The 24,636-nt window shown below is 70.1% G+C and carries 19 protein-coding genes; 15 read left to right on the top strand and 4 right to left on the bottom strand.

Annotated features, from left to right (window positions below):
* Window position 1 precedes the first annotated feature (1 nt).
* The 3 genes from ilvN to serA all read left to right on the top strand — a co-directional run bounded on the left by ilvN (window position 2) and on the right by serA (window position 3,527).
* A complete protein-coding gene (ilvN, locus tag OG257_RS11860) occupies window positions 2-529 on the top strand; it encodes an acetolactate synthase small subunit (RefSeq protein WP_104789338.1) in 528 nt (175 codons plus the stop codon).
* Window positions 530-635: 106 nt separating this feature from the next.
* On the top strand, window positions 636-1,634 hold the full coding sequence (gene ilvC / locus OG257_RS11855) for a ketol-acid reductoisomerase (protein WP_329207115.1): 999 nt from the start codon (window positions 636-638) through the stop codon (window positions 1,632-1,634).
* 300 nt (window positions 1,635-1,934) lie between these two features.
* Entirely contained in the window at window positions 1,935-3,527 is a 1,593-nt protein-coding gene (serA, locus tag OG257_RS11850; protein ID WP_329207113.1) for a phosphoglycerate dehydrogenase, read from the top strand.
* 94 nt (window positions 3,528-3,621) lie between these two features.
* On the opposite strand, the gene OG257_RS11845 is transcribed toward serA, so the two are convergent.
* Window positions 3,622-4,761: a PucR family transcriptional regulator gene (locus OG257_RS11845; RefSeq protein WP_329207112.1), complete on the bottom strand. Its 1,140-nt coding sequence runs from the start codon at window positions 4,759-4,761 to the stop codon at window positions 3,622-3,624.
* Between the two features lie 180 nt (window positions 4,762-4,941).
* On the opposite strand from OG257_RS11845, the gene OG257_RS11840 reads away from it, so the two are divergent.
* Complete coding sequence (locus OG257_RS11840; protein ID WP_329207109.1) at window positions 4,942-5,868, top strand: proline dehydrogenase family protein; 927 nt, start codon at window positions 4,942-4,944, stop codon at window positions 5,866-5,868.
* A gap of 57 nt (window positions 5,869-5,925) precedes the next feature.
* The gene (gene pruA / locus OG257_RS11835; protein WP_329207108.1) at window positions 5,926-7,557 is read left to right on the top strand and encodes an L-glutamate gamma-semialdehyde dehydrogenase; all 1,632 of its coding nucleotides are present in this window, start codon (window positions 5,926-5,928) and stop codon (window positions 7,555-7,557) included.
* A gap of 101 nt (window positions 7,558-7,658) precedes the next feature.
* Here pruA and OG257_RS11830 read toward each other — a convergent pair whose 3' ends face one another.
* Complete coding sequence (locus tag OG257_RS11830; RefSeq protein ID WP_329207106.1) at window positions 7,659-9,956, bottom strand: glycoside hydrolase family 3 N-terminal domain-containing protein; 2,298 nt, start codon at window positions 9,954-9,956, stop codon at window positions 7,659-7,661.
* 137 nt (window positions 9,957-10,093) lie between these two features.
* Here OG257_RS11830 and OG257_RS11825 point away from each other — a divergent pair, with 137 nt between their 5' ends.
* From OG257_RS11825 to OG257_RS11810, 4 genes are all read left to right on the top strand, one after another.
* Entirely contained in the window at window positions 10,094-10,693 is a 600-nt protein-coding gene (locus OG257_RS11825; protein WP_329207104.1) for a TetR/AcrR family transcriptional regulator, read from the top strand.
* A gap of 286 nt (window positions 10,694-10,979) precedes the next feature.
* Window positions 10,980-11,108, top strand: coding sequence for a hypothetical protein (locus OG257_RS11820; protein ID WP_329207102.1), 129 nt, complete (start codon window positions 10,980-10,982; stop codon window positions 11,106-11,108).
* A 117-nt stretch (window positions 11,109-11,225) separates the two neighbouring features.
* Entirely contained in the window at window positions 11,226-12,269 is a 1,044-nt protein-coding gene (locus OG257_RS11815; protein WP_329207101.1) for a 3-isopropylmalate dehydrogenase, read from the top strand.
* A gap of 267 nt (window positions 12,270-12,536) precedes the next feature.
* Complete coding sequence (locus OG257_RS11810) at window positions 12,537-13,640, top strand: branched-chain amino acid aminotransferase (RefSeq protein WP_329207099.1); 1,104 nt, start codon at window positions 12,537-12,539, stop codon at window positions 13,638-13,640.
* 62 nt (window positions 13,641-13,702) lie between these two features.
* On the opposite strand, the gene OG257_RS11805 is transcribed toward OG257_RS11810, so the two are convergent.
* The gene (locus OG257_RS11805) at window positions 13,703-15,154 is read right to left on the bottom strand and encodes a cytosine permease (protein ID WP_329207097.1); all 1,452 of its coding nucleotides are present in this window, start codon (window positions 15,152-15,154) and stop codon (window positions 13,703-13,705) included.
* 135 nt (window positions 15,155-15,289) lie between these two features.
* Between OG257_RS11805 and ureA the strand changes: the two genes are divergently transcribed.
* From ureA to cimA, 5 genes are all read left to right on the top strand, one after another.
* Entirely contained in the window at window positions 15,290-15,988 is a 699-nt protein-coding gene (ureA, locus tag OG257_RS11800) for an urease subunit gamma (RefSeq protein WP_329207095.1), read from the top strand.
* Window positions 15,988-17,670, top strand: a complete 1,683-nt coding sequence (locus OG257_RS11795) for an urease subunit alpha (RefSeq protein WP_329207094.1) — start codon at window positions 15,988-15,990, stop codon at window positions 17,668-17,670. Before ureA ends, OG257_RS11795 begins: the two co-directional genes overlap by 1 nt.
* 57 nt (window positions 17,671-17,727) lie before the next feature.
* Window positions 17,728-18,753: an agmatine deiminase family protein gene (locus tag OG257_RS11790; protein ID WP_329207093.1), complete on the top strand. Its 1,026-nt coding sequence runs from the start codon at window positions 17,728-17,730 to the stop codon at window positions 18,751-18,753.
* 57 nt (window positions 18,754-18,810) lie between these two features.
* The gene (locus OG257_RS11785) at window positions 18,811-19,461 is read left to right on the top strand and encodes a TetR/AcrR family transcriptional regulator (protein WP_329207092.1); all 651 of its coding nucleotides are present in this window, start codon (window positions 18,811-18,813) and stop codon (window positions 19,459-19,461) included.
* A gap of 297 nt (window positions 19,462-19,758) precedes the next feature.
* Window positions 19,759-21,366 (top strand): citramalate synthase, encoded by a 1,608-nt coding sequence (gene cimA, locus OG257_RS11780; RefSeq protein ID WP_329207090.1) that lies wholly within the window; start codon window positions 19,759-19,761, stop codon window positions 21,364-21,366.
* 9 nt (window positions 21,367-21,375) lie between these two features.
* Here the strand turns inward: cimA and OG257_RS11775 are convergent, their stop codons facing one another.
* Window positions 21,376-23,244 carry a ricin-type beta-trefoil lectin domain protein gene (locus tag OG257_RS11775; RefSeq protein WP_329207088.1) on the bottom strand — a complete coding sequence of 623 codons (1,869 nt, stop codon included), beginning with the start codon at window positions 23,242-23,244 and terminating at the stop codon, window positions 21,376-21,378.
* Window positions 23,245-23,546: 302 nt separating this feature from the next.
* On the opposite strand from OG257_RS11775, the gene OG257_RS11770 reads away from it, so the two are divergent.
* The gene (locus tag OG257_RS11770; protein ID WP_329207086.1) at window positions 23,547-24,521 is read left to right on the top strand and encodes a LacI family DNA-binding transcriptional regulator; all 975 of its coding nucleotides are present in this window, start codon (window positions 23,547-23,549) and stop codon (window positions 24,519-24,521) included.
* Window positions 24,522-24,636: the final 115 nt, after the last annotated feature.

Raw genomic sequence — 24,636 nt, 5'->3', positions numbered from 1 at the left:
CATGTCCACCAAGCACACGCTCTCCGTCCTGGTCGAGAACAAGCCAGGTGTCCTCGCCCGGATCACGGCCCTGTTCTCCCGGCGCGGCTTCAACATCGACTCGCTCGCGGTCGGTACCACCGAACATCCCGACATCTCCCGCATCACCATCGTGGTGAATGTCGAGGGCCTGCCCCTGGAGCAGGTGACCAAGCAGCTCAACAAGCTGGTCAACGTCCTGAAGATCGTCGAACTCGAGCCCTCCGCTGCGATCCAGCGGGAGCTCGTCCTGGTGAAGGTCCGCGCCGACAACGAGACCCGCTCCCAGATCGTCGAGATCGTCCAGCTGTTCCGCGCCAAGACCGTCGACGTCTCGCCCGAGGCCGTCACGATCGAGGCGACCGGGGGCGCCGACAAGCTGGAAGCCATGCTCAAGATGCTGGAGCAGTTCGGCATCAAGGAGCTCGTCCAGTCCGGCACCATCGCCATAGGGCGCGGCGCGCGCTCGATCACCGACCGTTCTCTGCGCGCACTCGACCGCACGGCGTAATCATTCAGGGGCAGCCTCGCCGCTCGCATGGCGAGACCCGACAACGTATCTGACGCACCCCGCCGTACGGTGGGACGCAACACCTGCACACCAAGGAGAAGACCCAGTGGCCGAGCTGTTCTACGACGACGATGCCGACCTGTCCATCATCCAGGGCCGCAAGGTCGCGGTCATCGGATACGGCAGCCAGGGCCACGCCCACGCGCTGTCGCTGCGTGACTCGGGTGTCGACGTCCGAGTCGGTCTGCACGAGGGTTCGAAGTCCAAGGCCAAGGCCGAGGAGCAGGGCCTGCGCGTGGTGACCCCCGCCGAGGCGTCCGCCGAGGCCGACGTCATCATGATCCTCGTCCCGGACCCGATCCAGGCCCAGGTCTACGAGGAGTCCATCAAGGACAACCTCAAGGACGGCGACGCGCTGTTCTTCGGCCACGGCCTGAACATCCGCTTCGACTTCATCAAGCCGCCGGCCGGCGTCGACGTCTGCATGGTCGCCCCGAAGGGCCCGGGCCACCTGGTCCGCCGCCAGTACGAGGAGGGCCGCGGCGTTCCGTGCATCGTGGCCGTCGAGCAGGACGCCACCGGCAAGGGCCTGGCGCTCGCCCTCAGTTACGCGAAGGGCATCGGCGGCACCCGCGCCGGCGTCATCAAGACGACCTTCACCGAGGAGACCGAGACCGACCTCTTCGGCGAGCAGGCCGTCCTCTGCGGTGGCACCGCCGCTCTGGTCAAGGCCGGTTTCGAGACCCTGACCGAGGCCGGCTACCAGCCGGAGATCGCGTACTTCGAGTGCCTGCACGAGCTGAAGCTCATCGTGGACCTCATGTACGAGGGCGGCCTCGAGAAGATGCGCTGGTCCATCTCGGAGACCGCCGAGTGGGGCGACTACGTCACCGGCCCGCGCATCATCACGGACGCCACCAAGGCCGAGATGAAGAAGGTCCTCACCGAGATCCAGGACGGCACCTTCGCCAAGGCCTGGATGGCGGAGTACCACAACGGTCTGCCCAAGTACAACGAGTACAAGAAGGCCGACAGCGACCACCTGCTGGAGACCACCGGCAAGGAGCTGCGCAAGCTCATGAGCTGGGTCGACAACGAGGCCTGAGCCTCTTGGCCGAGGGGCGGGTCCGCACGGGCCCGCCCCTCGGCGCACGGTCTGTCCCACGCCCGTGTCACTGCGGGGGAGGGGCGGTGGCAGGAGACGGCACCGTACGTCTGTACAGGCCGTCCACCTCGTGCGGGTGATCCTTCCACCGGGGCGCAGATCGCGTCCGGCCGCATGACTACACTTCTCAACACATACACGCGTCAGGGCCCACAGTGTCGTGCGTCTTCCACGCGGCTAGCCCCTCCACCGCCTGCGGCCGTCGGGACGGCCGTCCGCACTGGACTTGTGAGGACACACGTGAGCTCGAAACCTGTCGTACTCATTGCTGAAGAGCTGTCGCCCGCCACGGTCGACGCTCTGGGTCCGGATTTCGAGATCCGGCACTGCAACGGCGCGGACCGCGCCGAACTCCTCCCCGCGATCGCCGATGTCGACGCGATCCTGGTGCGCTCCGCCACCAAGGTCGACGCCGAGGCCATCGCCGCCGCGAAGAAGCTCAGGGTCGTCGCCCGCGCGGGCGTCGGTCTGGACAACGTCGACGTCTCCTCGGCCACCAAGGCCGGCGTGATGGTCGTCAACGCGCCGACGTCCAACATCGTCACGGCCGCCGAGCTCGCCTGCGGCCTGCTCGTCGCCACCGCGCGCAACATCCCGCAGGCCAACACCGCCCTGAAGAACGGCGAGTGGAAGCGTTCGAAGTACACGGGCGTCGAGCTCAGCGAGAAGGTTCTCGGCGTCGTGGGCCTCGGCCGCATCGGCGTGCTCGTCGCGCAGCGCATGTCCGCGTTCGGCATGAAGATCGTCGCGTACGACCCCTATGTGCAGCCCGCGCGTGCCGCGCAGATGGGCGTCAAGCTCCTCACCCTGGACGAGCTGCTCGAGGTCGCCGACTTCATCACGGTGCACCTCCCCAAGACCCCTGAGACGCTCGGCCTGATCGGCGACGACGCGCTGCACAAGGTGAAGCCCTCGGTGCGGATCGTCAACGCCGCACGCGGCGGCATCGTCGACGAGGAGGCGCTCGCCTCCGCCCTCAAGGAGGGCCGGGTCGCCGGCGCCGGTCTGGACGTGTACACGAAGGAGCCCTGCACGGACTCCCCGCTGTTCCAGTTCGACCAGGTCGTCTGCACCCCGCACCTCGGTGCTTCCACCGACGAGGCGCAGGAGAAGGCGGGCATCGCGGTCGCCAAGTCCGTCCGCCTGGCGCTCGCCGGTGAGCTCGTGCCGGACGCGGTCAACGTCCAGGGCGGCGTGATCGCCGAGGACGTACGTCCCGGACTGCCCCTCGCCGAGAAGCTCGGCCGTATCTTCACCGCGCTCGCGGGCGAGGTCGCGGCCCGCCTCGATGTCGAGGTCTACGGCGAGATCACCCAGCACGACGTGAAGGTGCTCGAACTCTCCGCGCTCAAGGGTGTGTTCGAGGACGTCGTCGACGAGACGGTGTCCTACGTCAACGCCCCGCTCTTCGCTCAGGAGCGCGGTGTCGAGGTACGCCTCACCACCAGCTCCGAGTCGCCGGACCACCGCAACGTGGTGACCGTCCGCGGCACCCTGTCCAGCGGCGAGGAGGTCGCGGTCTCCGGCACGCTGGCCGGCCCCAAGCACCTCCAGAAGATCGTCGCCATCGGTGAGCACGACGTGGACCTGGCGCTCGCCGACCACATGGTCGTCCTGCGGTACGAGGACCGTCCCGGCGTCGTCGGCGCGGTCGGCAAGATCCTCGGCGAGGCCGGGCTGAACATCGCGGGCATGCAGGTCTCGCGGGCGGCCGTGGGCGGCGAGGCGCTGGTCGTGCTCACCGTCGACGACGACGTCCCGCAGTCGGTCCTGACCGAGATCGCGGACGAGATCGGTGCCACCTCGGCCCGTTCGGTGAACCTCACCGACTGATCCAAGGCCGCACAGCAGCAACCGCACCCGGCGGGCAGACCACCATCTGCCTGCCGGGTGCACTGCTGTCAGGGCCCCGGTCACGGGAACCGTCCTACAGCCGCGCCGCCTTCAGCGACATGTGCAGCAGCAGCCGGTCCTCGCCGTCGTTCAGGTCGAGCCCGGTGAGCTCCTGGACCCGGGCGAGGCGGTAGTAGAGCGTCTGGCGGTGGATGCCCAGCTCGGCCGCTGTCCGGCTCGCCTGGCCCGCGCAGTCGAGGAACACCTCGGCGGTGCGGGCCAGTTCCGTGTGCGGCGGGGTCAGCAGGGTGCGGACCGTGTGGTCCGGGGCGGCGTCCGGGGCCGGGGGCAGCGAGGCCAGCAGCCGGTACGGGCCGATGGCCCGCCAGTCGGCGACCGGGCCGAAGCGGGATTCCGCCGAGGCCGCGCGGGCCGCGGACAGTGCCTCGTGCCAGGAGTCGGCCAGCTCGGCCAGACCCCGGCGGGCGACCGCGATGCCGCCCGTGGCGGTGGTCCCCGCAGTGGAGCGCAGGCGGTCCGCGGCCGTCGTCGCCGGGTCCAGGGTGTCGGGGGAGCGCAGGCGTACCAGCGCGGCCAGCGACAGCGTGCCTGCCACGGCGACCGTGGCGAGGGCCGCCGAGGAGGGCACGGTGCGGGCCGAGGGTGCCTCGTCCGGCCACGGGGTCACGCACACCACGGTGTGCAGCCCGTCCGCGTCCGGGCCCAGTGCCTCGTGCAGCGCCGCCACCGCCATGTCGCGCTGCCATCCCCGCCCCGCCGCGAGCACCGCGCCGAACTCCCGGGACAGGTCGGCGCCCGCCCGAGCCTCGTCGGAGAGCAGCCCCCCGATCCGGGCCGCCACGTCCATCGCCGCCGTCAGCTGGTCTGAGGTCGGGCGGGGGTCGGCGTCGAGCAGCCATACGTATCCGAGGACGACACCCCGATGGCGTACCGGCAGGCAGATCCGGTCCCGGAACACTCCGGCCTCCGGGGCGGCCGGAATGCGGACCGGGCCGGTGGCGCGCGCGATGCCGAAGCCCTCGAACCAGGCCCGGACCGCGGGGGTGGAGCGCCGGGTGAGGATCGAGCGCGTACGGACGGGGTCCATCGCCGTGTCGTCGTCGCTGTCGTGGGCCCCGAAGGCGACCAGGACGAAGTCCCGGTTCTCCAGGGTCGCGGGGGCGCCGAGCAGCGCGGAGATCTCGTCGACCAGCTCCTGGTAATCGCCCTTCACCCGGCCAGTCTCGCACCTCTTCAGACATATGTCTGAAGTAGTGGCCACAGATGCGTGACAGGTGTCGATGGCACACGATCGGAAGGATCCTTAGATTTCACGGTGGTTCTCCGTGCCGTCCCGGTCTGTTCATATGCGTACCGGTACGGCCCTCGTTCGTATATTCCGTGGAGGTGCCCCGTGCTGGGTCCCGTGATTCTCGCCGCGTCCCGCAGCGACAAGATGCGTCGTTTCATCTCGGCCGCCCCGGGCACCAAGCAGGTCGTCGCCCGGTTCATCGCCGGTGAGGCCGTCGACCAGGTCGTCAAGGTCGTCCAGGACTCGGCCGAGCACGGCCTCGAGGTCACCCTGGACGTCGTGGGTGAGGACATCACCACCCCCGAGCAGGCCGCCGCCGCACGCGACGCCTACCTGGAGCTGATCGGCCGTCTCGAGGACCTCGGGCTCGGCACCAAGGCCGAGATGTCGGTCAAGCTGTCGATGTTCGGCCAGTCCCTCGACGGCGGCCACGAGCTGGCGCTCGCCAACATCCGGCCGGTCGTCGAGGCCGCCGCCGCGATCGGCACCACGGTCACGCTGGACGCCGAGGACCACACCACCCTCGACTCGATGTTCGCCATCCACGAGGAGCTGCGGAAGGACTTCCCGCAGACCGGCTGCGTGATCCAGGCCTACCTGTTCCGCACCGAGGACGACGCCCGGCGCCTCGCCGACGCCGGCAGCCGGGTCCGTCTGGTGAAGGGCGCCTACAAGGAGCCCGCCTCCGTCGCGTACCAGCACAAGCCGGAGATCGACAAGGCGTTCGTCCGGATCCTGAAGACCCTGATGGTGGGCGACGGCTACCCGATGATCGGTTCCCACGACCCGCGTCTCATCGCGATCGGCCAGGAGCTCGCCCGCCAGGCCGGGCGCAAACTGGACGAGTACGAGTTCCAGATGCTGTACGGCATCCGCAGCGACGAGCAGATCCGGCTCGCGGCCGAGGGCCACCGGATGCGCGTCTACACGGCGTACGGCACCGACTGGTACGGCTACTTCATGCGCCGCCTCGCGGAGAAGCCGGCCAACCTGCTGTTCTTCGCCCGCTCCATCCTCACCAAGGGCTGAACCAAGGGCTGACCTGCCCGGCCGACCACCCACCTCAACCAAGGAGACAAGGCACTCATGGACGCTGTCACCCAGGTCCCCGCGCCGGTCAACGAGCCGGTCCACTCCTACGCCCCCGGTTCCCCCGAGCGGGCCCGCCTCGAGGCGAAGCTCAAGGAGCTCGCCGAGAACCCCATCGACCTGCCGATGACCATCGGCGGCGAGAAGCGGATGGGTGGCGGCGAGCGCTTCGACGTCGTACAGCCGCACAACCACAAGGCCGTCATCGGCACCTTCGCCGGCGCCACCGAGCAGGACGCCCAGGACGCGATCGACGCCGCCCTCGCCGCCGCCCCGGCCTGGCGCGCGATGTCCTTCGACGACCGCGCCGCGATCATCCTGCGCGCCGCCGAGCTGCTGTCCGGCCCCTGGCGCGAGACGCTGGCCGCGTCCACGATGCTCGGCCAGTCCAAGACGGCCCAGCAGGCCGAGATCGACTGCCCCTGCGAGCTCGTCGACTTCTGGCGCTTCAACGTGCACTACGCCCGCCAGATCCTCGCCGAGCAGCCCCCGGCGAACTCTCCCGGCGTGTGGAACCGCATGGACCACCGCCCGCTCGAGGGCTTCGTCTACGCGATCACGCCCTTCAACTTCACCGCCATCGCGGGCAACCTGCCGACCGCGCCCGCCCTCATGGGCAACGTCGTGGTGTGGAAGCCGTCCCCGACGCAGACCCACGCCGCCGTGCTGCTGATGCAGCTCCTGGAGGAGGCCGGTCTGCCCAAGGGCGTCATCAACCTGGTCACGGGCGACGGCAAGGCCGTCTCCGAGGTGGCGCTGAACCACCGCGACCTGGCCGGCATCCACTTCACCGGCTCGACCCCGACCTTCCAGCACCTGTGGAAGACGGTCGGCAACAACATCGCCAACTACCGCACCTACCCGCGGCTCGTCGGCGAGACCGGTGGCAAGGACTTCGTCGTCGCGCACCCGAGCGCCGACCGCGCCGTCCTGAAGACCGCGCTGACCCGTGGCTCCTTCGAGTACCAGGGCCAGAAGTGCTCCGCTTCCTCCCGTGCGTACGTCCCGGCCTCCATCTGGAACTCCGGTTTCAAGGAGGAGTTCGCGGCCGAGGTCGACTCCATCACCCAGGGTGACGTCACCGACCTGTCGCACTTCATCGGTGCCGTCATCGACGAGCGCTCCTTCGCGAAGAACAAGGCCGCGATCGACCGTGCGAAGGCCGACCCGACGTGCGCGATCGTCGCGGGCGGTACGTACGACGACTCCGTCGGCTACTTCGTCCGCCCGACCGTCATCGTCTGCGACGACCCGGCCAACGAGGTCTTCACGACCGAGTACTTCGGCCCGATCCTCGCCGTGCACGTCTACGAGGACGAGAAGTACGACGCCATGCTGGAGCAGATGGAGTCCGTCTCCGACTACGCGCTGACCGGCGCGGTCATCTCCAACGACCGTGCGGCCGCCGCGTACACGATGGACAAGCTCCGCTACGCCGCGGGCAACTTCTACATCAACGACAAGTCGACCGGCGCCGTCGTCGGCCAGCAGCCCTTCGGTGGCGGCCGTGCCTCGGGCACCAACGACAAGGCGGGCGCCCCGCAGAACCTGCAGCGCTGGACGCTGACCCGCGCCATCAAGGAGACGCTGGTCCCGCCGACCGACTACACCTACCCCCACCAGGGCTGACGCCCCCGGGGCGCCCACAGCGGCGCCCCGCCCCGTACACCGCCTCCCGACCGGCCCCCCTGCCGGCCGGGAGGCGGTTTCCATTTCCGGGCGCCGCGGTCTCAGTCCTTCACGGTGAAGCCCGCCCGAAGGAGCGCGTCCTCGCGCGAGGACGGGCCGACGAGCAGCTCGAAGTCGCCCGGCTCGACGATGCGGGCGCCCTCGGCGTCCACGAGCGTGCATTCGGCGACGGGCAGCTCGACGAGGACCTCGCGCGATTCGCCCGGGGCGAGCTCCACCTGCCGGTACGCCTTCAGCTCCTTCTCGGCCCAGGTCACCGAGGTCACCGTGTCGCTCACGTACACCTGCACGGTCTCCCGCACGGGCCGGTCACCGGTGTTGCTGACCGTGACCCGCGCCTGCACCGTGTCGGACGCGCCGACGCTCGTCGTGAGCACCTCCAGATCCGCGTACGTGACGGTCGTGTAGCTCAGGCCCTCGCCGAACACGAACTCCGGACTCTGGGTGAGGTCGGCGTACCGCGTGCCGTGCTGGCCGCGGATCTGGTTGTAGTACGTCGGCTGCTGCCCCGCGTGCCGGGCGAAGGAGACCGGCAGCCGCCCCGACGGCTCGACGAGGCCGAGCAGCAGCTCGGCCACGGCCCGGCCGCCCTGCATGCCCGGGTTGAAGGCGTGCACGATCGCCGCCGCACCGAGCGCGGACGGCGGCAGCACCAGCGGCTTGGAGCTGATGACGACGACGACCAGTGGCTTGCCGGTCGCGGCGAGGGCGTCGAGCAGCGCGACCTGGTCGCCGACCAGTTCCAGGGTCGCGGTCGAGCGCCCCTCGCCCACCAGCTCGATGCGGTCGCCCACGACCGCGACGACGTAATCGGCCGCCTCGGCGGCGGCCACCGCCTCGGCGACGAGGGCGGCGGAGGGTTGTGCCGGTACGACGACATGGGGCCGGGGCTGTCCGTCCGGGAAGAACTCCCCGTCCGGGTCGGGACCCACCGTGAGGATCTCGGCGCCACGGGCGTACGAGACGGTCCAGCCCTCGGGGGCGTGCTCGCGGAGTCCGTCGAGCACCGTACGGATCATTCCGCGCGGGTGGCCGTCCGGCAGCCAGTCCGCCTGGCCCGAGGAACCCGCCCAGTCGCCGAGCTGGGTCTGCGCGTCGTCGGCGTTGGGCCCGATCACGGCGACCGTGCGCGGAGCCGAGCCGGGGTCGGCGAGGGCGCGGCCGTCGGGGCCCGGCTCGAAGCCGCCGGCCAGCGGCAGGGTGCCGTCGTTGGTGAGCAGGACGAGCGAGCGGCGGGCGGCCTCCAGGTTCAGCACGGCGTGCTCGGCGCTGCCGATGACCGCGGCCTGCCGGCCGGCGTCGGGGTGGCGCGGGTTCTCGAAGAGGCCGAGCTCGAACTTCAGCGTCAGGATGCGCCGGACCGCCGCGTCGATCTCCGCCTCGTCGAGGGTGCCCCGGGAGACCGCCTCCTGCGCGCCCTCGAAGAACTTCGGCGTCGCCATCACCATGTCGTTGCCCGCGCGGACCGCGGCGGCGGCGGCCTGGGCGTAGTCGGCGTGGATCCGCTGCTCCCACACCATGCGGCCGACGTTGTCCCAGTCGGTCACCAGGGTGCCGGTGTAGCCCCACTCGCCGCGCAGCACCTCGTTCAGCAGCCAGTTGTTCACCGTGACAGGCACACCGTCCATGGACTGGTAGCCGAGCATGAACGTGCGGCAGCCCTCGCGGGCGACCCGCTCGAACGGGGGGAGGAACCAGGAGCGCAGCTTGCGCCGCGAGATGTCGGCCTCGCTCGCGTCACGGCCGCCCTGCGTCTCGGAGTAGCCCGCGAAGTGCTTGGCACAGGCGAGGATCGCCGTCGGGTCGCCGAGGCCCTCGCCCTGGTAGCCGCGCACCATCGCCGAGGCGAGCTCGCCGATGAGGAAGGGGTCCTCGCCGAACGTCTCGCTGACCCGGCCCCAGCGCAGATCGCGCGTGATGCAGAGCACGGGGGAGAACGTCCAGTGGACCCCGCTCGCGGCGACCTCCACGGCGGTCGCCCTGGCGATGCGCTGTACGAGCTCCGGGTCCCACGTCGCGGCCATGCCGAGCTGGGTCGGAAAGATCGTGGCCCCCTCCCAGAAGGAGTGCCCGTGGATGCAGTCCTCGGCGACCAGCAGCGGGATGCGCAGCCGGGTGCGCCCGGTGAGCTCCGCCGCCTCGAGGACGCGGTCGGGCGAGGCGTGGAGGATCGAACCCGCGTGCAGGTCCTCGATGAGGTGCCGCACCCCGTCCTTGGCGTTCAGCTGGAGCATCTGGCCGGTCTTCTCCGCCAGCGTCATGCGGCCGAGGAGGTCACCGACCCGCTCCGCGACGGACAGCGCGGGGTCGAGGTAGGGCAGGCTGGGGGTGGGGGACACGAGGGGGTCCTTTCGCGACGCGGTTCGGGTTCACCATAGAGTCAATACCGACCACCTGGTAAGTAACTACGGGTGTGTGAATCCGATCGCTGATTCCGGCCGGTAAGAACCGGCCGCAAGGACCGGGGAGGTGGCACGTGACCGCTGAAGTGCGGCGTGGTTACGCGAAAGGCCGTGCGAAGCGACGCGAGATCCTCGACCAGGCCATGTCCCTGTTCGGCGAGGCCGGGTACCGGGGGGCATCGCTGCGGGTCATCGCGACCCGGTGCGGGATCTCGCACACCGGCCTGATGCACCACTTCCCGACCAAGGAGTACCTGTTGCTCGCGGTTCTGGAACACCGCGACGAGGTGGACGGCGAGTGGCTCTCCGCCGCCGCGGCCACCGGCGTCGACCGGCTCCGCAGGTTCGTCGATCTGGCCGAATTGAACGCCACGCGCCGCGGGATCGTCGAGCTGTTCACGGTGGTCTCCGCGGAGGCGACCTCTGCCGAGCACCCGGCCCACGGCTACTTCGTACGGCGTTACAGGGACTCGGTGTCGGGGGCGGAGGACGCCTACGCCCAGGTGTGCAAGGAGGGTGCGCTGCGCGAGGGCATCGATCCCGCGGTGGCCGGGCAGCAGCTGATCGCCCTGATGGACGGGCTCCAGGTGCAGTGGCTCCTGGCCGACGGCGGGACGGACATGGCGGGTGTCCTGCGTGCCCATGTCCGGGCGCAGCTCACCGTGCCTTTCTGAGGCTGCCCGCAGGGGCGCCCGTAGCACGTGTCGCTCGTGCGCCCGTCTCAGATAGTAGGAAGTCCGAGTATCTGTAGAGACAGATGGGCCGGGCTGTCCTAACTTTGTAGAAGCCGAACGACTCGCATGATCCAGCGACTGGCGGTCGCGAGCACGTGCCCCGAAGCAGGCAACCCCTGCGGCACCTCTCCCCGCCCCTTCCGGCGCCTCGAAATCCTGATCTCGACATCGCATTTCCCGAAGTCCCGATCTCGAAATCCACGCGATCTCAAGGAGTCGATCCACCATGGCCGAGACCACTGTCCGCCGCGTCCGTCGCACCGCCCGCCCGGCCGAATCGGACCGGAAGAACGCCGCCGCCGCCCTGCAGCGCGCCCTCGACCGCCGGGACAACGGCGGCTCCACCGGCCACTGAACGGCCCTTGGCGCACCCTCCGTCCCGCACTCGGCGCACGCCCGTGCCGTCCACGCGAAGTGTCCGTATCGTGGACAACGGATGTCATTGGGTGGGACGGAGGGCTAGGGTGCCGTTATGTCTCGCAGCCTCAATCTCGCAGTGATCCCCGGCGACGGTATCGGCCAGGAGGTCGTCACCCAGGGCCTCAAGGTCCTCAACGCTGTTCTCCCGCAGGATGTGAAGCTGGAGACCAAGGAGTACGACCTCGGCGCCCAGCGCTGGCACCGCACCGGTGAAACCCTCCCGGACGCGGAGCTGGAGGCCCTCAAGGGCCACGACGCCATCCTGCTCGGCGCCATCGGCGACCCGTCCGTGCCGTCGGGCGTACTGGAGCGCGGGCTGCTGCTGAAGCTGCGCTTCGAGTTCGACCACTACATCAACCTGCGGCCGTCGAAGCTCTTCCCGAACACCGCGACGCCGCTGGCCGGCCGCCCCGAGATCGACTTCGTCGTCGTCCGCGAGGGCACCGAGGGCCCGTACACGGGCAACGGCGGTTCCCTGCGCACCGGTACGGAGCACGAGGTCGCCACCGAGGTCAGCGTCAACACGGCCTACGGTGTCGAGCGCGTCGTCCGTGACGCCTTCGCGCGTGCCGCCGCCCGCCCGCGCAAGAAGCTGACGCTGGTCCACAAGAACAACGTCCTCGTGTACGCGGGCCACCTGTGGAAGAACACCTTCGACAAGGTCGCGGCCGAGTACCCCGAGATCACCACCGACTACCTGCACGTCGACGCCGCGACGATCTTCTTCGTCACCCAGCCGGAGCGCTTCGACGTCATCGTCACCGACAACCTCTTCGGTGACATCCTCACCGACCTCGCCGCAGCCGTGACCGGCGGTATCGGCCTGGCCGCGTCCGGCAACATCAACCCGACGGGCGCCTTCCCGTCGATGTTCGAGCCGGTCCACGGCACTGCCCCCGACATCGCGGGCCAGGGCAAGGCCGACCCGACCGCCACGATCCTGTCCGTCGCCCTCCTGCTGCGCCACCTCGGCCACGAGGCCGAGGCCGTGCGCATCGAGGAGGCCGTCTCCGCCGACCTCGCGGAGCGCGACGGGAAGACGGCGCGCACCACCGACGAGATCGGTGACGCGCTCGCGGTACGCGTAGCGAGCTGACCCGACGCCTCCACTTCGAAGCCGCCGGGACGCATCCGCACCCGGCGGCTTCACCTTGCGGTCACCGGGTGCCACCATCGACCCCCGGACCGCAATCACGTCACCGCAAGCGCCTCATTTCGTGCACGGCCACCCGCGAGAGATAATCGAACGCGGGGCCGCTGCTTGCGGGAGAGCTCGGACGTCCTACAACCTGTCTGACATGTCGGACGGGAGCGGGCGTGAGCGCGGTCCATCACACACAAGACCGGTGAAGGACACGCACTCATGACGACGCCCACGATCGAGCTCAAGCCCTCCTCGAACCCGCTGTCCGACGCGGAGCGCGAGGCGATCCTGGCCAGCCCCGGATTCGGCCGCCACTTCACCGATCACATGGTGACGATCAGCTGGACCGAGGGCCGCGGCTGGCACGACGCCCAGCTCGTCCCGTACGGACCGCTGTCGATCGACCCCGCCAACATGACCCTGCACTACGCGCAGGAGATCTTCGAGGGTCTCAAGGCCTACCGCCAGAGCGACGGAACGGTCGCCACGTTCCGCCCGGAGGCCAACGCCGCGCGCTTCCAGCGGTCCGCCGCGCGGCTCGCGATGCCCGAGCTGCCGGCCGAGACGTTCATCGCGGCGTGCGACGCCCTGGTCCAGCAGGACAAGGACTGGGTCCCGGCGCACGGCGGCGAGGAGTCCCTCTACCTGCGTCCGTTCATGATCGCCTCCGAGGTCGGTCTCGGGGTGAGGCCCGCCAACTCGTACCTCTTCCTCGTCATCGCCTCTCCCGCCGGCGCCTACTTCCCCGGTGGCGTGAAGCCGGTCTCCATCTGGCTCTCCCAGGACCGGGTGCGTGCCGTCCCGGGCGGCATGGGCGACGCCAAGACCGGCGGCAACTACGCCGCCTCCCTCCTCGCCCAGGCCGAGGCCGCCGCTAAGGGCTGCGACCAGGTCGCCTACCTCGACGCCGTCGAGCACAAGTGGGTCGAGGAACTGGGCGGCATGAACCTCTACTTCGTGTACGACCAGGAGGACGGCGGCAAGCGGATCGTCACTCCCTCCCTCACCGGCTCGCTGCTCGCCGGCGTCACCCGCGACTCGCTGCTCACCGTCGCCCGGGACCTCGGTTACGCCTCCGAGGAGGCCCGCGTCTCCATCGACCAGTGGCGGGACGACACCGCGAACGGCACCCTGAGCGAGGTGTTCGCCTGCGGCACCGCCGCCGTCATCACGCCCGTCGGCACCGTGAAGTCCGCGGACGGCGAGTGGACCCAGGGCGACGGCACGCCCGGCGAGGTCACCCTCAAGCTGCGCGAGCGCCTGCTGGACATCCAGCGCGGCATCGCCGAGGACACCCACGGCTGGATGCACCCCCTCGGCTAGGACCCTTCCGAGTCGTCGGCCGGGCTCGTTCCCGAGCCCGGCCGACGAGCCGGGAACGACGCTCAGGCCTGGCCGGCGCCCGAGCGGGCAACGGCCGCCACGAGGTCCGAGGCGGGAGTCGGGCTGTCCGCGGGCTGCTTGCCGCGCCGGGTCAGGGCGGCGTAGGTCACGCCGCCCACCAGGCCCGACAGCACGAAACTGCAGTCCACCCCGCCGGTCAGCGCGAGCAGCGGACCCTCGTAGAGCGGTGTGGAGACGCCGCACAGTCCCACCGCGGCCCCGAGTGCCCAGCCGAAGGTGGCGCGCGGCTGCCAGCCGGCCCGGAACCAGTAGACGCCGCCCCTGGTCCCGCGGTTGTGGACCTGCAGAGCCTCCGCGTCGTACCTGCCCCGGCAGCGGAGGTGGGAGATGATCATGATCACCGCCCATGGTGTGCCGATCGCGGTGAGCAGCAGGACGAACGACGTCATCGCCGACTGCGCGTTCCACACGAAGTGGCCCAGGAACACGAACGCGGTGGCGACGACGGCGACGACCAGCGTCGCCCGTGCCCGGGTGGCGCGGGGCAGGATCGCGTCCAGGTCGAGGCCCATCGAGTACAGCATCAGCCCGGCGTTGCCCACGGAGCCCGCGGTGGCGGCGAGGAGCAGCGGTACCAGGTACCAGGCGGGCGAGGCGGCGACCAGCGGACCCGCGTAGTCGAGCGAGGCACGGGCCGCGAGCGCGGTGTACGTACCGAAGAGCTGCGGGATCAGCAGGCCGACGACCAGGCCGAGACAGGTGGCGCGCAGGACGCGGCGCGGCTGGTGCCGGGTCGGCGAGATGTACCGGGTGTAGTCGCCGAGCAGGGTGATGAAGGCGATCGGGCCGCTCAGCCCGGCGGCCACGGCGGACAGCGTCCACGTGGGCCAGAAGGACCCGAGCAGATACGGGGTGTCCGGCGGGGCCGCGACGGTGAGGTCCGGGGCGTAGGCGATCAGGCCGATCAGCAGCAGTACGGTCATGCCGACCGCGAGGATCTTGCTCAGGCGCAGCAGCAGCCGGTACCCGTACACCGCGCCGACGACGGTGCAGCCCGCCAGCAGCGCGTAGACCAGGGTGTGCGAGAGGCCGCCGGTCGGCAGTCCGGCGATGCGGGCCAGGGCGCCGACCATCACGTCCCCGCCGATCCACAGGGTCAGAGCCGTGTAGCCCAGCGCGAGCAGCAGTCCGACGACGGAACCGATCAGCCGGCCGCGTACGCCGAAGGCCGCGCCGCTGGAGGTCGACAGATTCGTCGCCGTACGCAAGGACACCAGGGCGAGCGGTGCGGTGACGGCCACGCCGACGGCCGTACCGACGGTCACCGATGTCACCGCGGGCCACAGACCCAGACCGAAGGAGACCGGGAGCCAGCCGAAGACGATCACGCCGAGACAGAGATTTGATCCGAGCAGGATCGAGACGAGGTCGCGTGGGGTGCTGGTGCGTTCCGCCTCCGGGATGGTGTCCACTCCGCGCTGTTCGATCGGCATGAGGCCGCCCCTGACGTTCGACTATTTGAGTGCTGCTCAATGTGACGCAACCCAGCATGACCCGTCAATGGTCTCGGTCTTCCTGATGCGGAGAAGTCATGGTTAGAGTGATGGTCAAACGAGAGGTGTGGTGACGTGCGACTGACCCCGACCGAGCGGGACCGGCTGCTGCTCTTCGGAGCCGCTGAACTGGCGCGGGCACGCCGGGCACGTGGGCTGAGGCTCAATGTCCCCGAGGCGACCGCGCTCGTCGCGGACACCGTCTGCGAGGCGGCCCGCGACGGGCGACGGCTCGCGGAGGCGATCTCGGCCGCGCGGAGCGTGCTCGGACCCGACGACGTGCTGCCCGGAGTGGCGGACGTGGTCACCGAGGTGCATGTGGAAGCGGTCTTCGACGACGGATCGCGGATGGCCGTCGTGCCCGATCCCATCGGCGCAGGCACCGGGATCCGGCTGGGTGACGGCGCCCCCGGCGCGGTCCTGCCGGCGCCGCCGCACGCCGAACAGGCGCCGCAACTCCGGCTGACCGTACGCAACACCGCGACCGTCCCGGTCAGCGTCACCTCGCACTTCCACTTCTTCGAGGCCAATCCGCGGCTCGCCTTCGACCGGGCGGCGGCGTACGGCATGCGGCTGTGCGTTCCTGCCGGTTCCTCGGTCCGGTTCGACCCTGGCGGCGAGGCCGAGGTCGGCCTGCTCCCGATCGGCGGAGCCCGGATCGCGATCGGCTTCGCCGGCCTGGTCGACGGCCCGCTGGACGCGCCGGGTGCGAAGGAGGAGGCCCTGCGACGTGCGGTGGCCTGCGGCTATCTGGGAGCGGGGGGCGACGCCTGATGGATCCGTACGCATACGCATCGGTCCACGGGCCGCGCGCCGGGGACCGGGTCGTACTCGGCGACTCCGGCCTGGTGGTGCGCGTCGAGTCGGACGCACAGCAGCACGGCGACGAGTTCCTGGCCGGATTCGGCAAGACCGCGCGGGACGGGCTGCACCTCAAGGCCGCAGCCGTCCGGGACACCTGCGACGTCGTCATCAGCAACGTGCTGGTCATCGACGCGGCTCAGGGCATCCGGAAGGTCTCCATCGGCATCCGCGAGGGACGGATCTGTTCGATCGGACGGGCCGGCAACCCGGACACGCTCGACGGCGTGGACGTCGTCGTGGGTACGGGCACCAGCATCGTCTCCGGCGAAGGCATGATCGCCACGGCCGGCGCCGTCGACACCCATGTCCATCTGCTCTCGCCGCGCATCATGGAGGCGTCGCTCGCCTCCGGTGTCACCACGGTCATCGGCCAGGAGTTCGGCCCGGTCTGGGGTGTCGGCGTCAACTCGCCGTGGGCGCTGCGCCACGCCTTCAACGCCTTCGACGCCTGGCCGGTCAACATCGGCTTCCTGGCCCGCGGTTCGTCCTCCGACGGCGCGCCGCTGGTGGAGGCGCTAGCCGAGGGCGGCGCGTCCGGCTTCAAGGTGCACGAGGACATGGGCGCGCACACCCGCGCCCTGGACACCGCCCTGCGGGTCGCGGAGGAACACGACGTCCAGGTCGCCCTGCACAGCGACGGGCTGAACGAATGCCTGTCCGTGGAGGACACCCTGCGCGTCCTGGACGGCCGGACGATCCACGCCTTCCACATCGAGGGCTGCGGCGGCGGACACGTACCGAACGTGCTGAAGATGGCGGGCGTTCCGAACGTCATCGGCTCCTCCACCAATCCGACCCTGCCGTTCGGCCGTGACGCGGTGGCCGAGCACTACGGGATGATCGTCTCCGTGCACGACCTCAAGACCGACCTGCCCGGTGACGCCGCCATGGCGCGCGACCGGATCAGGGCCGGGACGATGGGCGCCGAGGATGTGCTGCACGACCTCGGTGCGATCGGCATCACCTCGTCGGATGCGCAGGGGATGGGACGTGCGGGCGAGACCGTGCGCCGCACCTTCGCCATGGCCGGCAAGATGAAGGCCGAGCTGGGCCCGATGGAGGGCGACGGCCCGCATGACGACAACGCCCGGGTGCTGCGCTACGTGGCGAAGCTGACGATCAACCCGGCCATCGCGCACGGCCTCGCGGACGAGGTCGGCTCGATCGAGGTGGGCAAACTCGCCGACATCGTGCTGTGGAAGCCGCAGTTCTTCGGCGCGAAGCCGCAGATGGTACTGAAGTCGGGCTTCCCCGCCTGGGGAGTGACGGGCGACCCCAACGCGGCGACCGACACCTGCGAACCACTGGTCCTGGGGCCGCTGTTCGGCGGGCACGGCGCGACCCCGGCCGACATCTCGGTGGCCTTCGTGGCGAAGGCCGCGACCGATCTCGGCTCCGACCTGATGCCGACGCGACGGCGCAGGGTCGCGGTACGCGGCACCCGCTCCATCGGCCCGGCAAACCTCCGGTTCAACTCCCGGATCGGGGACGTGGGGGTGGACGGGGACAGCGGCCTGGTGACGCTGGACGGGGCCCCGGTGCGGTCCGAACCCGCCGACTCGATCTCGCTCAACCGCCTCTACTTCCTGTAAATGCACAGCGCTTCGAGACACAGCGCTTCGAGAACACAGCCTCAGGAGTCCGACGACATGACCTTCCGTATGCCGGCCGAGTGGGCCCCGCACGAACGCACCTGGATGGCCTGGCCGGGCCCCAACGCCACGTTCACCGGTGACGACCTGGCCGAGTCCCGCGAGGCGTGGGCCGCCGTGGCCCGGGCCGTGCGCCGCTTCGAGCCGGTGACCATGGTCGTCCCGACCGGCCAGTCGCAGGATGCCCGCGCCTGCCTCGGCCCGGACATCGAGCTGGTCGAACGCGATCTGGACGACGCCTGGATGCGCGACATCGGGCCGACCTTCGTCACCGACGGCAGCCGACTGGCCGCGGTGGACTGGATCTTCAACGGCTGGGGTGCGCAGGACTGGGCCACCTGGGAGCACGACGCGAAGATCGCCCGCCATGTCGCGGACCTCGCCGGCGTCCCGGTGCACAGCTCGCCCCTGGTCAACGAGGGCGGCGGCATCCACGTCGACGGTGAGGGCACCGTCCTGCTCACCGAGACCGTGCAGCTCGGCCCCGAGCGGAATCCGGGCTGGACCAGGGAGCTGGTCGAGGCCGAGATACACGCCAAGCTCGGCACCACGAAGGCGATCTGGCTGAAGCGCGGCCTGACCGGAGACTATCCGCCCCACGGCTTCGGCACCCTCGGCCATGTCGACATCGTCGCCGCGTTCGCCGGCCCGGGCGTCGTGGCCGTCCACACCCAGCCGGACCCGTCCCACCCCGACCACGAGCTCTGCAAGGAGAACGTGGAGCTGCTCCGCTCCAGTACCGACGCGCAGGGCCGTGCCCTGCGGATCGTCGAGGTACCGGCCCCGACCGCGGTGCGGGACGAGGACGGCCACTGGGTCGACTACTCCTACATCAACCACTACGTGTGCAACGGCGGCGTCGTGCTGTGCGGCTTCAACGACCCCCGCGACGAGATCGCGGCGGGCATCTTCCGGCGGCTGTACCCCGGGCGCACCGTGACCCTCGTCGACGCCCGTGCGATCTTCGCGGGCGGCGGCGGTATCCACTGCATCACGCAGCAGCAGCCCGCGGTAGGTGGCTGACCGGCCGATCCGGTAGAACGTACGGGTGAACGAGATGCTCAGCGCGCCGGCCGCGGCATGACCCCGCCCCCCGGCCGGCGGCGCAACACCGCCCCGCCCCGTGAGTCCCTGCTCGGCGCCGCCATGGCGACCATCGCCGAGCGCGGGCTCGGCGGGCTGACCATGACCGGGCTCGGGCAGGAGGTCGGGATGAGCAGCGGACACCTGCTGTACTACTTCCGGACCAAGGACGAGCTCCTGCTGCAGACCCTGGAGTGGAGCGAGGGCCGGCTCGGTGCCGAGCGCGGTGCCCTGCTCTCCCGGCAGGCGCCCGCCGCCGAGCGGCTCGACGCGTACGTGCGCCTGTACGTGCCCGAGGGGCCGCGCGACCCCCACTGGACGCTCTGGCTGGAGGTCTGGAACCGCTCGCAGAACGCCGATGCCGACGCGCGCGGGCGGCAGGCCACGATCGAGGGGGCCTGGCACCGGGACCTGGTGGCACTGCTGGCCGAGGGCATCTCGCGCGGCGAGTTCCGTGCTGTCGACCCGGACCGCTTCGCCGCCCGGCTGCGCGCTCTGCTGGACGGCTTCAGCGTCCATGTCGCCGTCGGTATCCCCGGTACCGGCCGAGAACAGGTACTGACCCACGTGCGGGAGTTCCTGCGGGACTCGCTGCTCCGGCGAACGCTTCCACCGGAACGTGACGGGACGGAGCAGCCGGAGCGATGAGCGTCACGCCCGCATCCTGAGACGGCGCAGGGTGCGGCGGCGGTCCTGTGCCAGACTGCTGCCGTGTCCTCGTTCGCCATGATTATCGGCAGCAGGCGCGCCGGTCCGCAGTGACCGTCCCGTACCACCACGTACGGCACGGACATCGTGCCCCAGACCCGCGCGCAGACCTCTCGCACCCGCGAGGGGTTTTTTCGTTTTCCGGCCCCCACCACGGCCGGGGCGAGGCACGCGAGATGATGGGGGCAAGTGGAGCCGATTCGTCCGGATCCGCTCACCCGACAGGAGTCAGACAGCATGACCACCAAGGCCACGGCCTCCGACGACAGCTTCCATGTCTTCGACACCACCCTGCGCGACGGTGCGCAGCGTGAAGGCATCAACCTGACGGTCGCGGACAAGCTGACCATCGCCCGGCATCTGGACGACTTCGGTGTGGGCTTCATCGAGGGCGGCTGGCCGGGTGCCAACCCCCGCGACACCGAGTTCTTCGCCCGCGCGCAGCAGGAGATCGAGTTCCGGCACGCCCAGCTCGTCGCCTTCGGCGCCACCCGCAGAGCGGGCGGCAAGGCCGCCGAGGACCCCCAGGTCCAGGCCCTCCTCGCGTCGGGCGCCCCGGTGATCACGCTGGTCGCCAAGTCCCATGACCGGCATGTGGAACTGGCCCTGCGCACCACCCTCGAGGAGAACCTGGAGATGGTCAGCGACACCGTCTCCCACCTCCGCGAACAGGGCCGCCGGGTCTTCGTCGACTGCGAGCACTTCTTCGACGGCTACCGCGCCAACCCCGAGTACGCCAAGTCGGTCGTACGCACCGCCTACGAGGCCGGCGCCGACGTGGTCATCCTCTGCGACACCAACGGCGGCATGCTTCCCGCGCAGGTCCAGGCGGTCGTCGCCACCGTCCTCGCCGACACCGGTGCCCGCCTCGGCATCCACGCCCAGGACGACACCGGCTGCGCGGTCGCCAACACCCTTGCCGCCGTGGACGCGGGCGCCACCCACGTCCAGTGCACCGCGAACGGCTACGGCGAGCGGGTCGGCAACGCCAACCTCTTCCCCGTCGTGGCCGCGCTGGAACTCAAGTACGGCAAGACCGTCCTGCCCGCGGGCGCGCTCGCCGACATGACCCGCATCTCGCACGCCATCGCTGAGGTCGTCAACCTCACCCCCTCCACCCACCAGCCCTATGTGGGTGTTTCGGCCTTCGCGCACAAGGCCGGACTGCACGCCTCCGCGATCAAGGTCGACCCGGACCTGTACCAGCACATCGACCCGGAACTCGTCGGCAACACCATGCGGATGCTCGTCTCCGACATGGCGGGCCGTGCGTCCATCGAGCTCAAGGGCAAGGAGCTCGGGATCGACCTGGGCGACGACCGCGCGCTCGTCGGGCGGGTCGTCGAGCGGGTCAAGGAGCGCGAACTCAAGGGCTACACCTACGAGGCTGCCGACGCGTCCTTCGAGCTGCTGCTGCGTACGGAGGTCGAAGGCAGGCCCCGCCGCTACTTCCGCATCGAGTCCTGGCGGGCGATCGTCGAGGACCGTCCCGACGGCACCCACGCCAACGAGGCGACGGTGAAGCTCTGGGCGAAGGGTGAGCGGATCGTCGCCACGGCCGAGGGCAACGGCCCGGTCAACGCCCTGGACCGGGCGCTGCGCGTCGGTCTGGAGCGGATCTACCCGCAGCTGGCCAAGCTGGAACTGGTCGACTACAAGGTCCGCATCCTGGAGGGCCGCACCGGCACCGAATCCACCACCCGGGTACTGATCACCACGGGCGACGGATCCGGTGACTGGGCGACGGTCGGCGTGGCCGAGAACGTCATCGCCGCGTCCTGGCAGGCCCTGGAGGACGCGTACACCTACGGTCTGCTGCGGGCCGGCGTCGAGCCCACCGACTAGGACCGGTCCCTACTGGAGCCGCCACTTCTGGTTGGCGGCTCCGGTGCAGGTCCAGATCTGGGTGACGGCGCCGTTCGCCGAGGACTGGCCGGTCACGTCGAGGCACTTGTCCGCGGCCGTGTTGACCACGTCCCCGGTCGAGGAGTTGTACGTCCAGCGCTGCGCCCCGGACCCGTTGCAGGTGTACAGCTGGACCTTTGCTCCGTCGGCCGTCGATCCCGAGGTCACGTCCAGGCAGGCGCCCAGGACCTTGATCGAGCCGTCGCCCGAGACCGTCCAGCGCTGGTTGGCGGCGCCCGTGCAGTCCCAGATCTGGACGGGCGTGCCGTTCGCCCCGGTGTTGCCGGTGGCGTCCAGGCACTTGCCCCCGGTGCCGACGAGGGCTCCCGAGCTTCCGGAGGAGCCGGACTGGGTGCCCGCCCAGGTGAACGTCGCCGAGGTGCGTCCTGGCAGCGAGTAGGTGAACCTCTGCCCGCCCCAGTTGACCGTGACCTGCTGAGCCGACGTCGAACCGTTGTAGGCGATCAGGGCCTTGGAGCCGTCAGGGTTGCGCCAGGCCACGTTGGGCACGGTGGAGCTCGCGGTGGAGGAGATGCGGGCGGCGCCCGGCCGGACGTACTTGGTCAGGTGGCCCATCGTGTAGTACTCGACGGTGTAGTCGACCTGGCCGTGCCTGCTGTCCCCGTTGTGCACGGTGACCAGCCCGTCGCAGGTGCCGCAACCGCCGTTGTGCGGGCCGCGGTTCTGGTCCACGGCGAGCGACCACTTGGTCACCGACTTCGCCCAGTTGCGGGTGTAGTCGATGATGTTGAGCATGTCCTCGCGCTGCTGGTCGGCGATCCAGGTGCCGCCCGAGTGCTCGGTCTGGAAGGCGTCCAGCCCCGGGTACTGGTTGTGCACGGTGGTCTGCTTGGCGATGTCTCCGCCGTAGCCGTGCCAGGCGATCCCGCCGAAGTTGGGGTGGCTGCGCACCGCGGCGTCGTCGACCGTCGCGGCGGCGTACGCGTCGTAGGTGTCCCAGTTCCAGTCGTGGGCCAGCACCTTGGTGGCGAGGCCGGCGGACTGGAGCTTGGGCAGCAGCTCGCTCTTGGTGAAGTACGCGAGCCCCGAGCCGTTCCAGCTCATGGAGGGGTAGCCGGAGCAGCACGTCGGCTCGTTCTGCGCGGTGACGTAGTCGACCGGGACGCCCTGGTCACGGTAGGCCTGGAGGTACTTCACGAAGTAGTTGGCGTACGCGCCGTAGTTCTCGGCCTTCAGCCAGCCCCCGTTCAGCTGCCCGTTGTCCTTCATCCAGGCCGGCGCGGTCCACGGGGAGGCGACCGTCGTGAGGGCGGGGTTGAGCTGCTTGGCCTGCTTGGTGAGCGGCAGCACGTCCTGCAGATCATGTGCGATCGAGAAGTTGTTGAGGTTCGGGTCCGTCTGCCCGGCCGGCATGTCGTCGTACGTGTAGCCGAACCGCGCGAGGTCGGAACCGCCCATCGGGTTGCGTACGAACGAGAGCCCGATGCCGTCCGTGGGGGAGAACAGCTTCTTCATCGTCTCGTCGCGGGTCGCCTGGCTCAGCGCGCCGCTGCCCTTCATCAGCCACGCCGCCGTGTCCGTGAACGAGGCGCCGCCGCCGGTGAAGGTCTGGTACCGGGTGTTCTCGTCGACCGTGATGTTCGTGCCCGAGCCGCCGTTGCCCGCGCCGAAGGCGACGGGTGTCTGCGCCTGGAGACCGCGGGTCACATGGCGGCCGCCGGAGTCGTCCGTCGTGGTCAGCACGATGTTCACGGTCTCGCCGGCCGCCTGTGCGGTACCGGAGGAGAGCCCGGCCAGGCCTGCGGTCGCGAGCGCCGTGGCGACGATGACTCTCGCCGCTCTGTTTGTTCGGATCATGGGCTGCTGCCTTTCTCGGCAGGGGCGTGGGGGAAGTGCCGTCGATCGAGGCGTGAGTGAACTGCTCTTACGTGTCCGCGTCAAGAGGTAGGCGCATTCAAGAAGTGAACGAATGGGCTCTCGGACCTGCTTCGACGATGGGTACGGACCAATCTCGGTGTGAAGTATTGACGGCCCTGTTCCAGCGGGGTTAACTCCAGCCGCAACGCCGGTACCGGTTCCGGTACCGGTTGCGGAACCGGTACCGAAGTCGTGGTCCACCGCTTGCCCTGCCCTGTCCTGCCTTGTCCCTGGAGGCCCCGTTGCGTGTCACCATCGCCGATGTCGCCCGTGAGGCCGGCGTCAGCAAGACGACCGTGTCCCGGGTCATCAACACCAAGGGCGAGGTCGACGGTTCAACGGCGGCCCGCGTTCGTGAAGTGATCGCCAACCTCGGTTATGTGCCCAGCTCCGGCGCCGTCGGACTGGCCCGCGGCAGCAGCCGCACGGTCGGGATGCTGGTGCCCTCGCTGACCTGGCCGTGGATGGGCGAAGTGCTCCAGGGCGTCGTCGACACCGTTGAGGCCGCCGACTACGGACTGCTGCTCTTCACCTGCAACCGGGGTGCCGAGTCCGTGGAGCGCTTCACCAGCCAGGTGTCGGCGCGCGCCTTCGACGGACTCGTCGTCGTCGAACCGGAGAACACCCTGGCCCACCTCACCGAACTGCACCGGTCCGGCCTGCCGATCGTGCTCATCGACGATCGCGGCCACCACCCCGAATTCCCCTCCGTCGTGACCACCAACCACGAGGGAGGCGCGTCCGCCGCCCGCCATCTGCAGGCAGCCGGACGCACCAGGCCCCTGGTCCTCACCGGACCCGAGCACTTCGGCTGCGTACGCGACCGGCTTGCGGGGTTCCGGTCGGTCCTGCCCACCGACCTGGTCGTGAGCGGAGACTTCACCGAACGCTGCGGCCGGCTGGCGGTGGAACAACTCCTCGCCTCCGGCACGGAGTTCGACTCGGTCTTCGCCCACAACGACATCAGTGCGGCAGGCGTCCTGCGGGCCCTGCGGGCCGCGGGACGCCGCGTGCCGGACGACATCGCCGTGGTCGGCTTCGACGACATCCCGATGGCCGAACACACCGAACCGCCTCTCACCACCGTGCACCAGCCCACCCGGCAGATGGGCGAAACGGCGGCGCGGCTGCTGCTCTCCCACCTCGGCGGCACCGCCGTACCGGACGGACCGGTCGTGCTGCCCACCGAACTGGTCGTGCGCCAATCGGCGCCGTGACGGACAGGGCCCCGACGGGCCCCGTCCGTTCCTGAAGTCCTCCACGACGCATCACCCGTAAGTCGCACCGCCCGTAACCGGCGCGCCGAGCGCTGCCCGTATCCCGGATCTCCCA

Source organism: Streptomyces sp. NBC_00683 (assembly GCF_036226745.1).
In the GTDB taxonomy this organism is placed as follows: Bacteria; Actinomycetota; Actinomycetes; order Streptomycetales; family Streptomycetaceae; genus Streptomyces.
The sequence above is the reverse complement of the archived record's forward strand: the minus strand, read 5'-3'. Positions and strand labels throughout refer to the sequence as shown.

Bases quoted from the DNA above. Each gene is read 5' to 3' on its own strand.
- OG257_RS11805 (WP_329207097.1), bottom strand. From the start codon at position 15,154: ATGCCGATCGAACAGCGCGGAGTGGACACCATCCCGGAGGCGGAACGC.
- OG257_RS11810 (WP_329207099.1), top strand. From the start codon at position 12,537: ATGACGACGCCCACGATCGAGCTCAAGCCCTCCTCGAACCCGCTGTCC.
- OG257_RS11820 (WP_329207102.1), top strand. From the start codon at position 10,980: ATGGCCGAGACCACTGTCCGCCGCGTCCGTCGCACCGCCCGCCCGGCC.
- ilvN (WP_104789338.1), top strand. From the start codon at position 2: ATGTCCACCAAGCACACGCTCTCCGTCCTGGTCGAGAACAAGCCAGGT.
- pruA (WP_329207108.1), top strand. From the start codon at position 5,926: ATGGACGCTGTCACCCAGGTCCCCGCGCCGGTCAACGAGCCGGTCCAC.
- OG257_RS11775 (WP_329207088.1), bottom strand. From the start codon at position 23,244: ATGATCCGAACAAACAGAGCGGCGAGAGTCATCGTCGCCACGGCGCTC.
- OG257_RS11785 (WP_329207092.1), top strand. From the start codon at position 18,811: ATGACCCCGCCCCCCGGCCGGCGGCGCAACACCGCCCCGCCCCGTGAG.
- OG257_RS11795 (WP_329207094.1), top strand. From the start codon at position 15,988: ATGGATCCGTACGCATACGCATCGGTCCACGGGCCGCGCGCCGGGGAC.
- cimA (WP_329207090.1), top strand. From the start codon at position 19,759: ATGACCACCAAGGCCACGGCCTCCGACGACAGCTTCCATGTCTTCGAC.
- OG257_RS11790 (WP_329207093.1), top strand. From the start codon at position 17,728: ATGACCTTCCGTATGCCGGCCGAGTGGGCCCCGCACGAACGCACCTGG.
- OG257_RS11815 (WP_329207101.1), top strand. From the start codon at position 11,226: ATGTCTCGCAGCCTCAATCTCGCAGTGATCCCCGGCGACGGTATCGGC.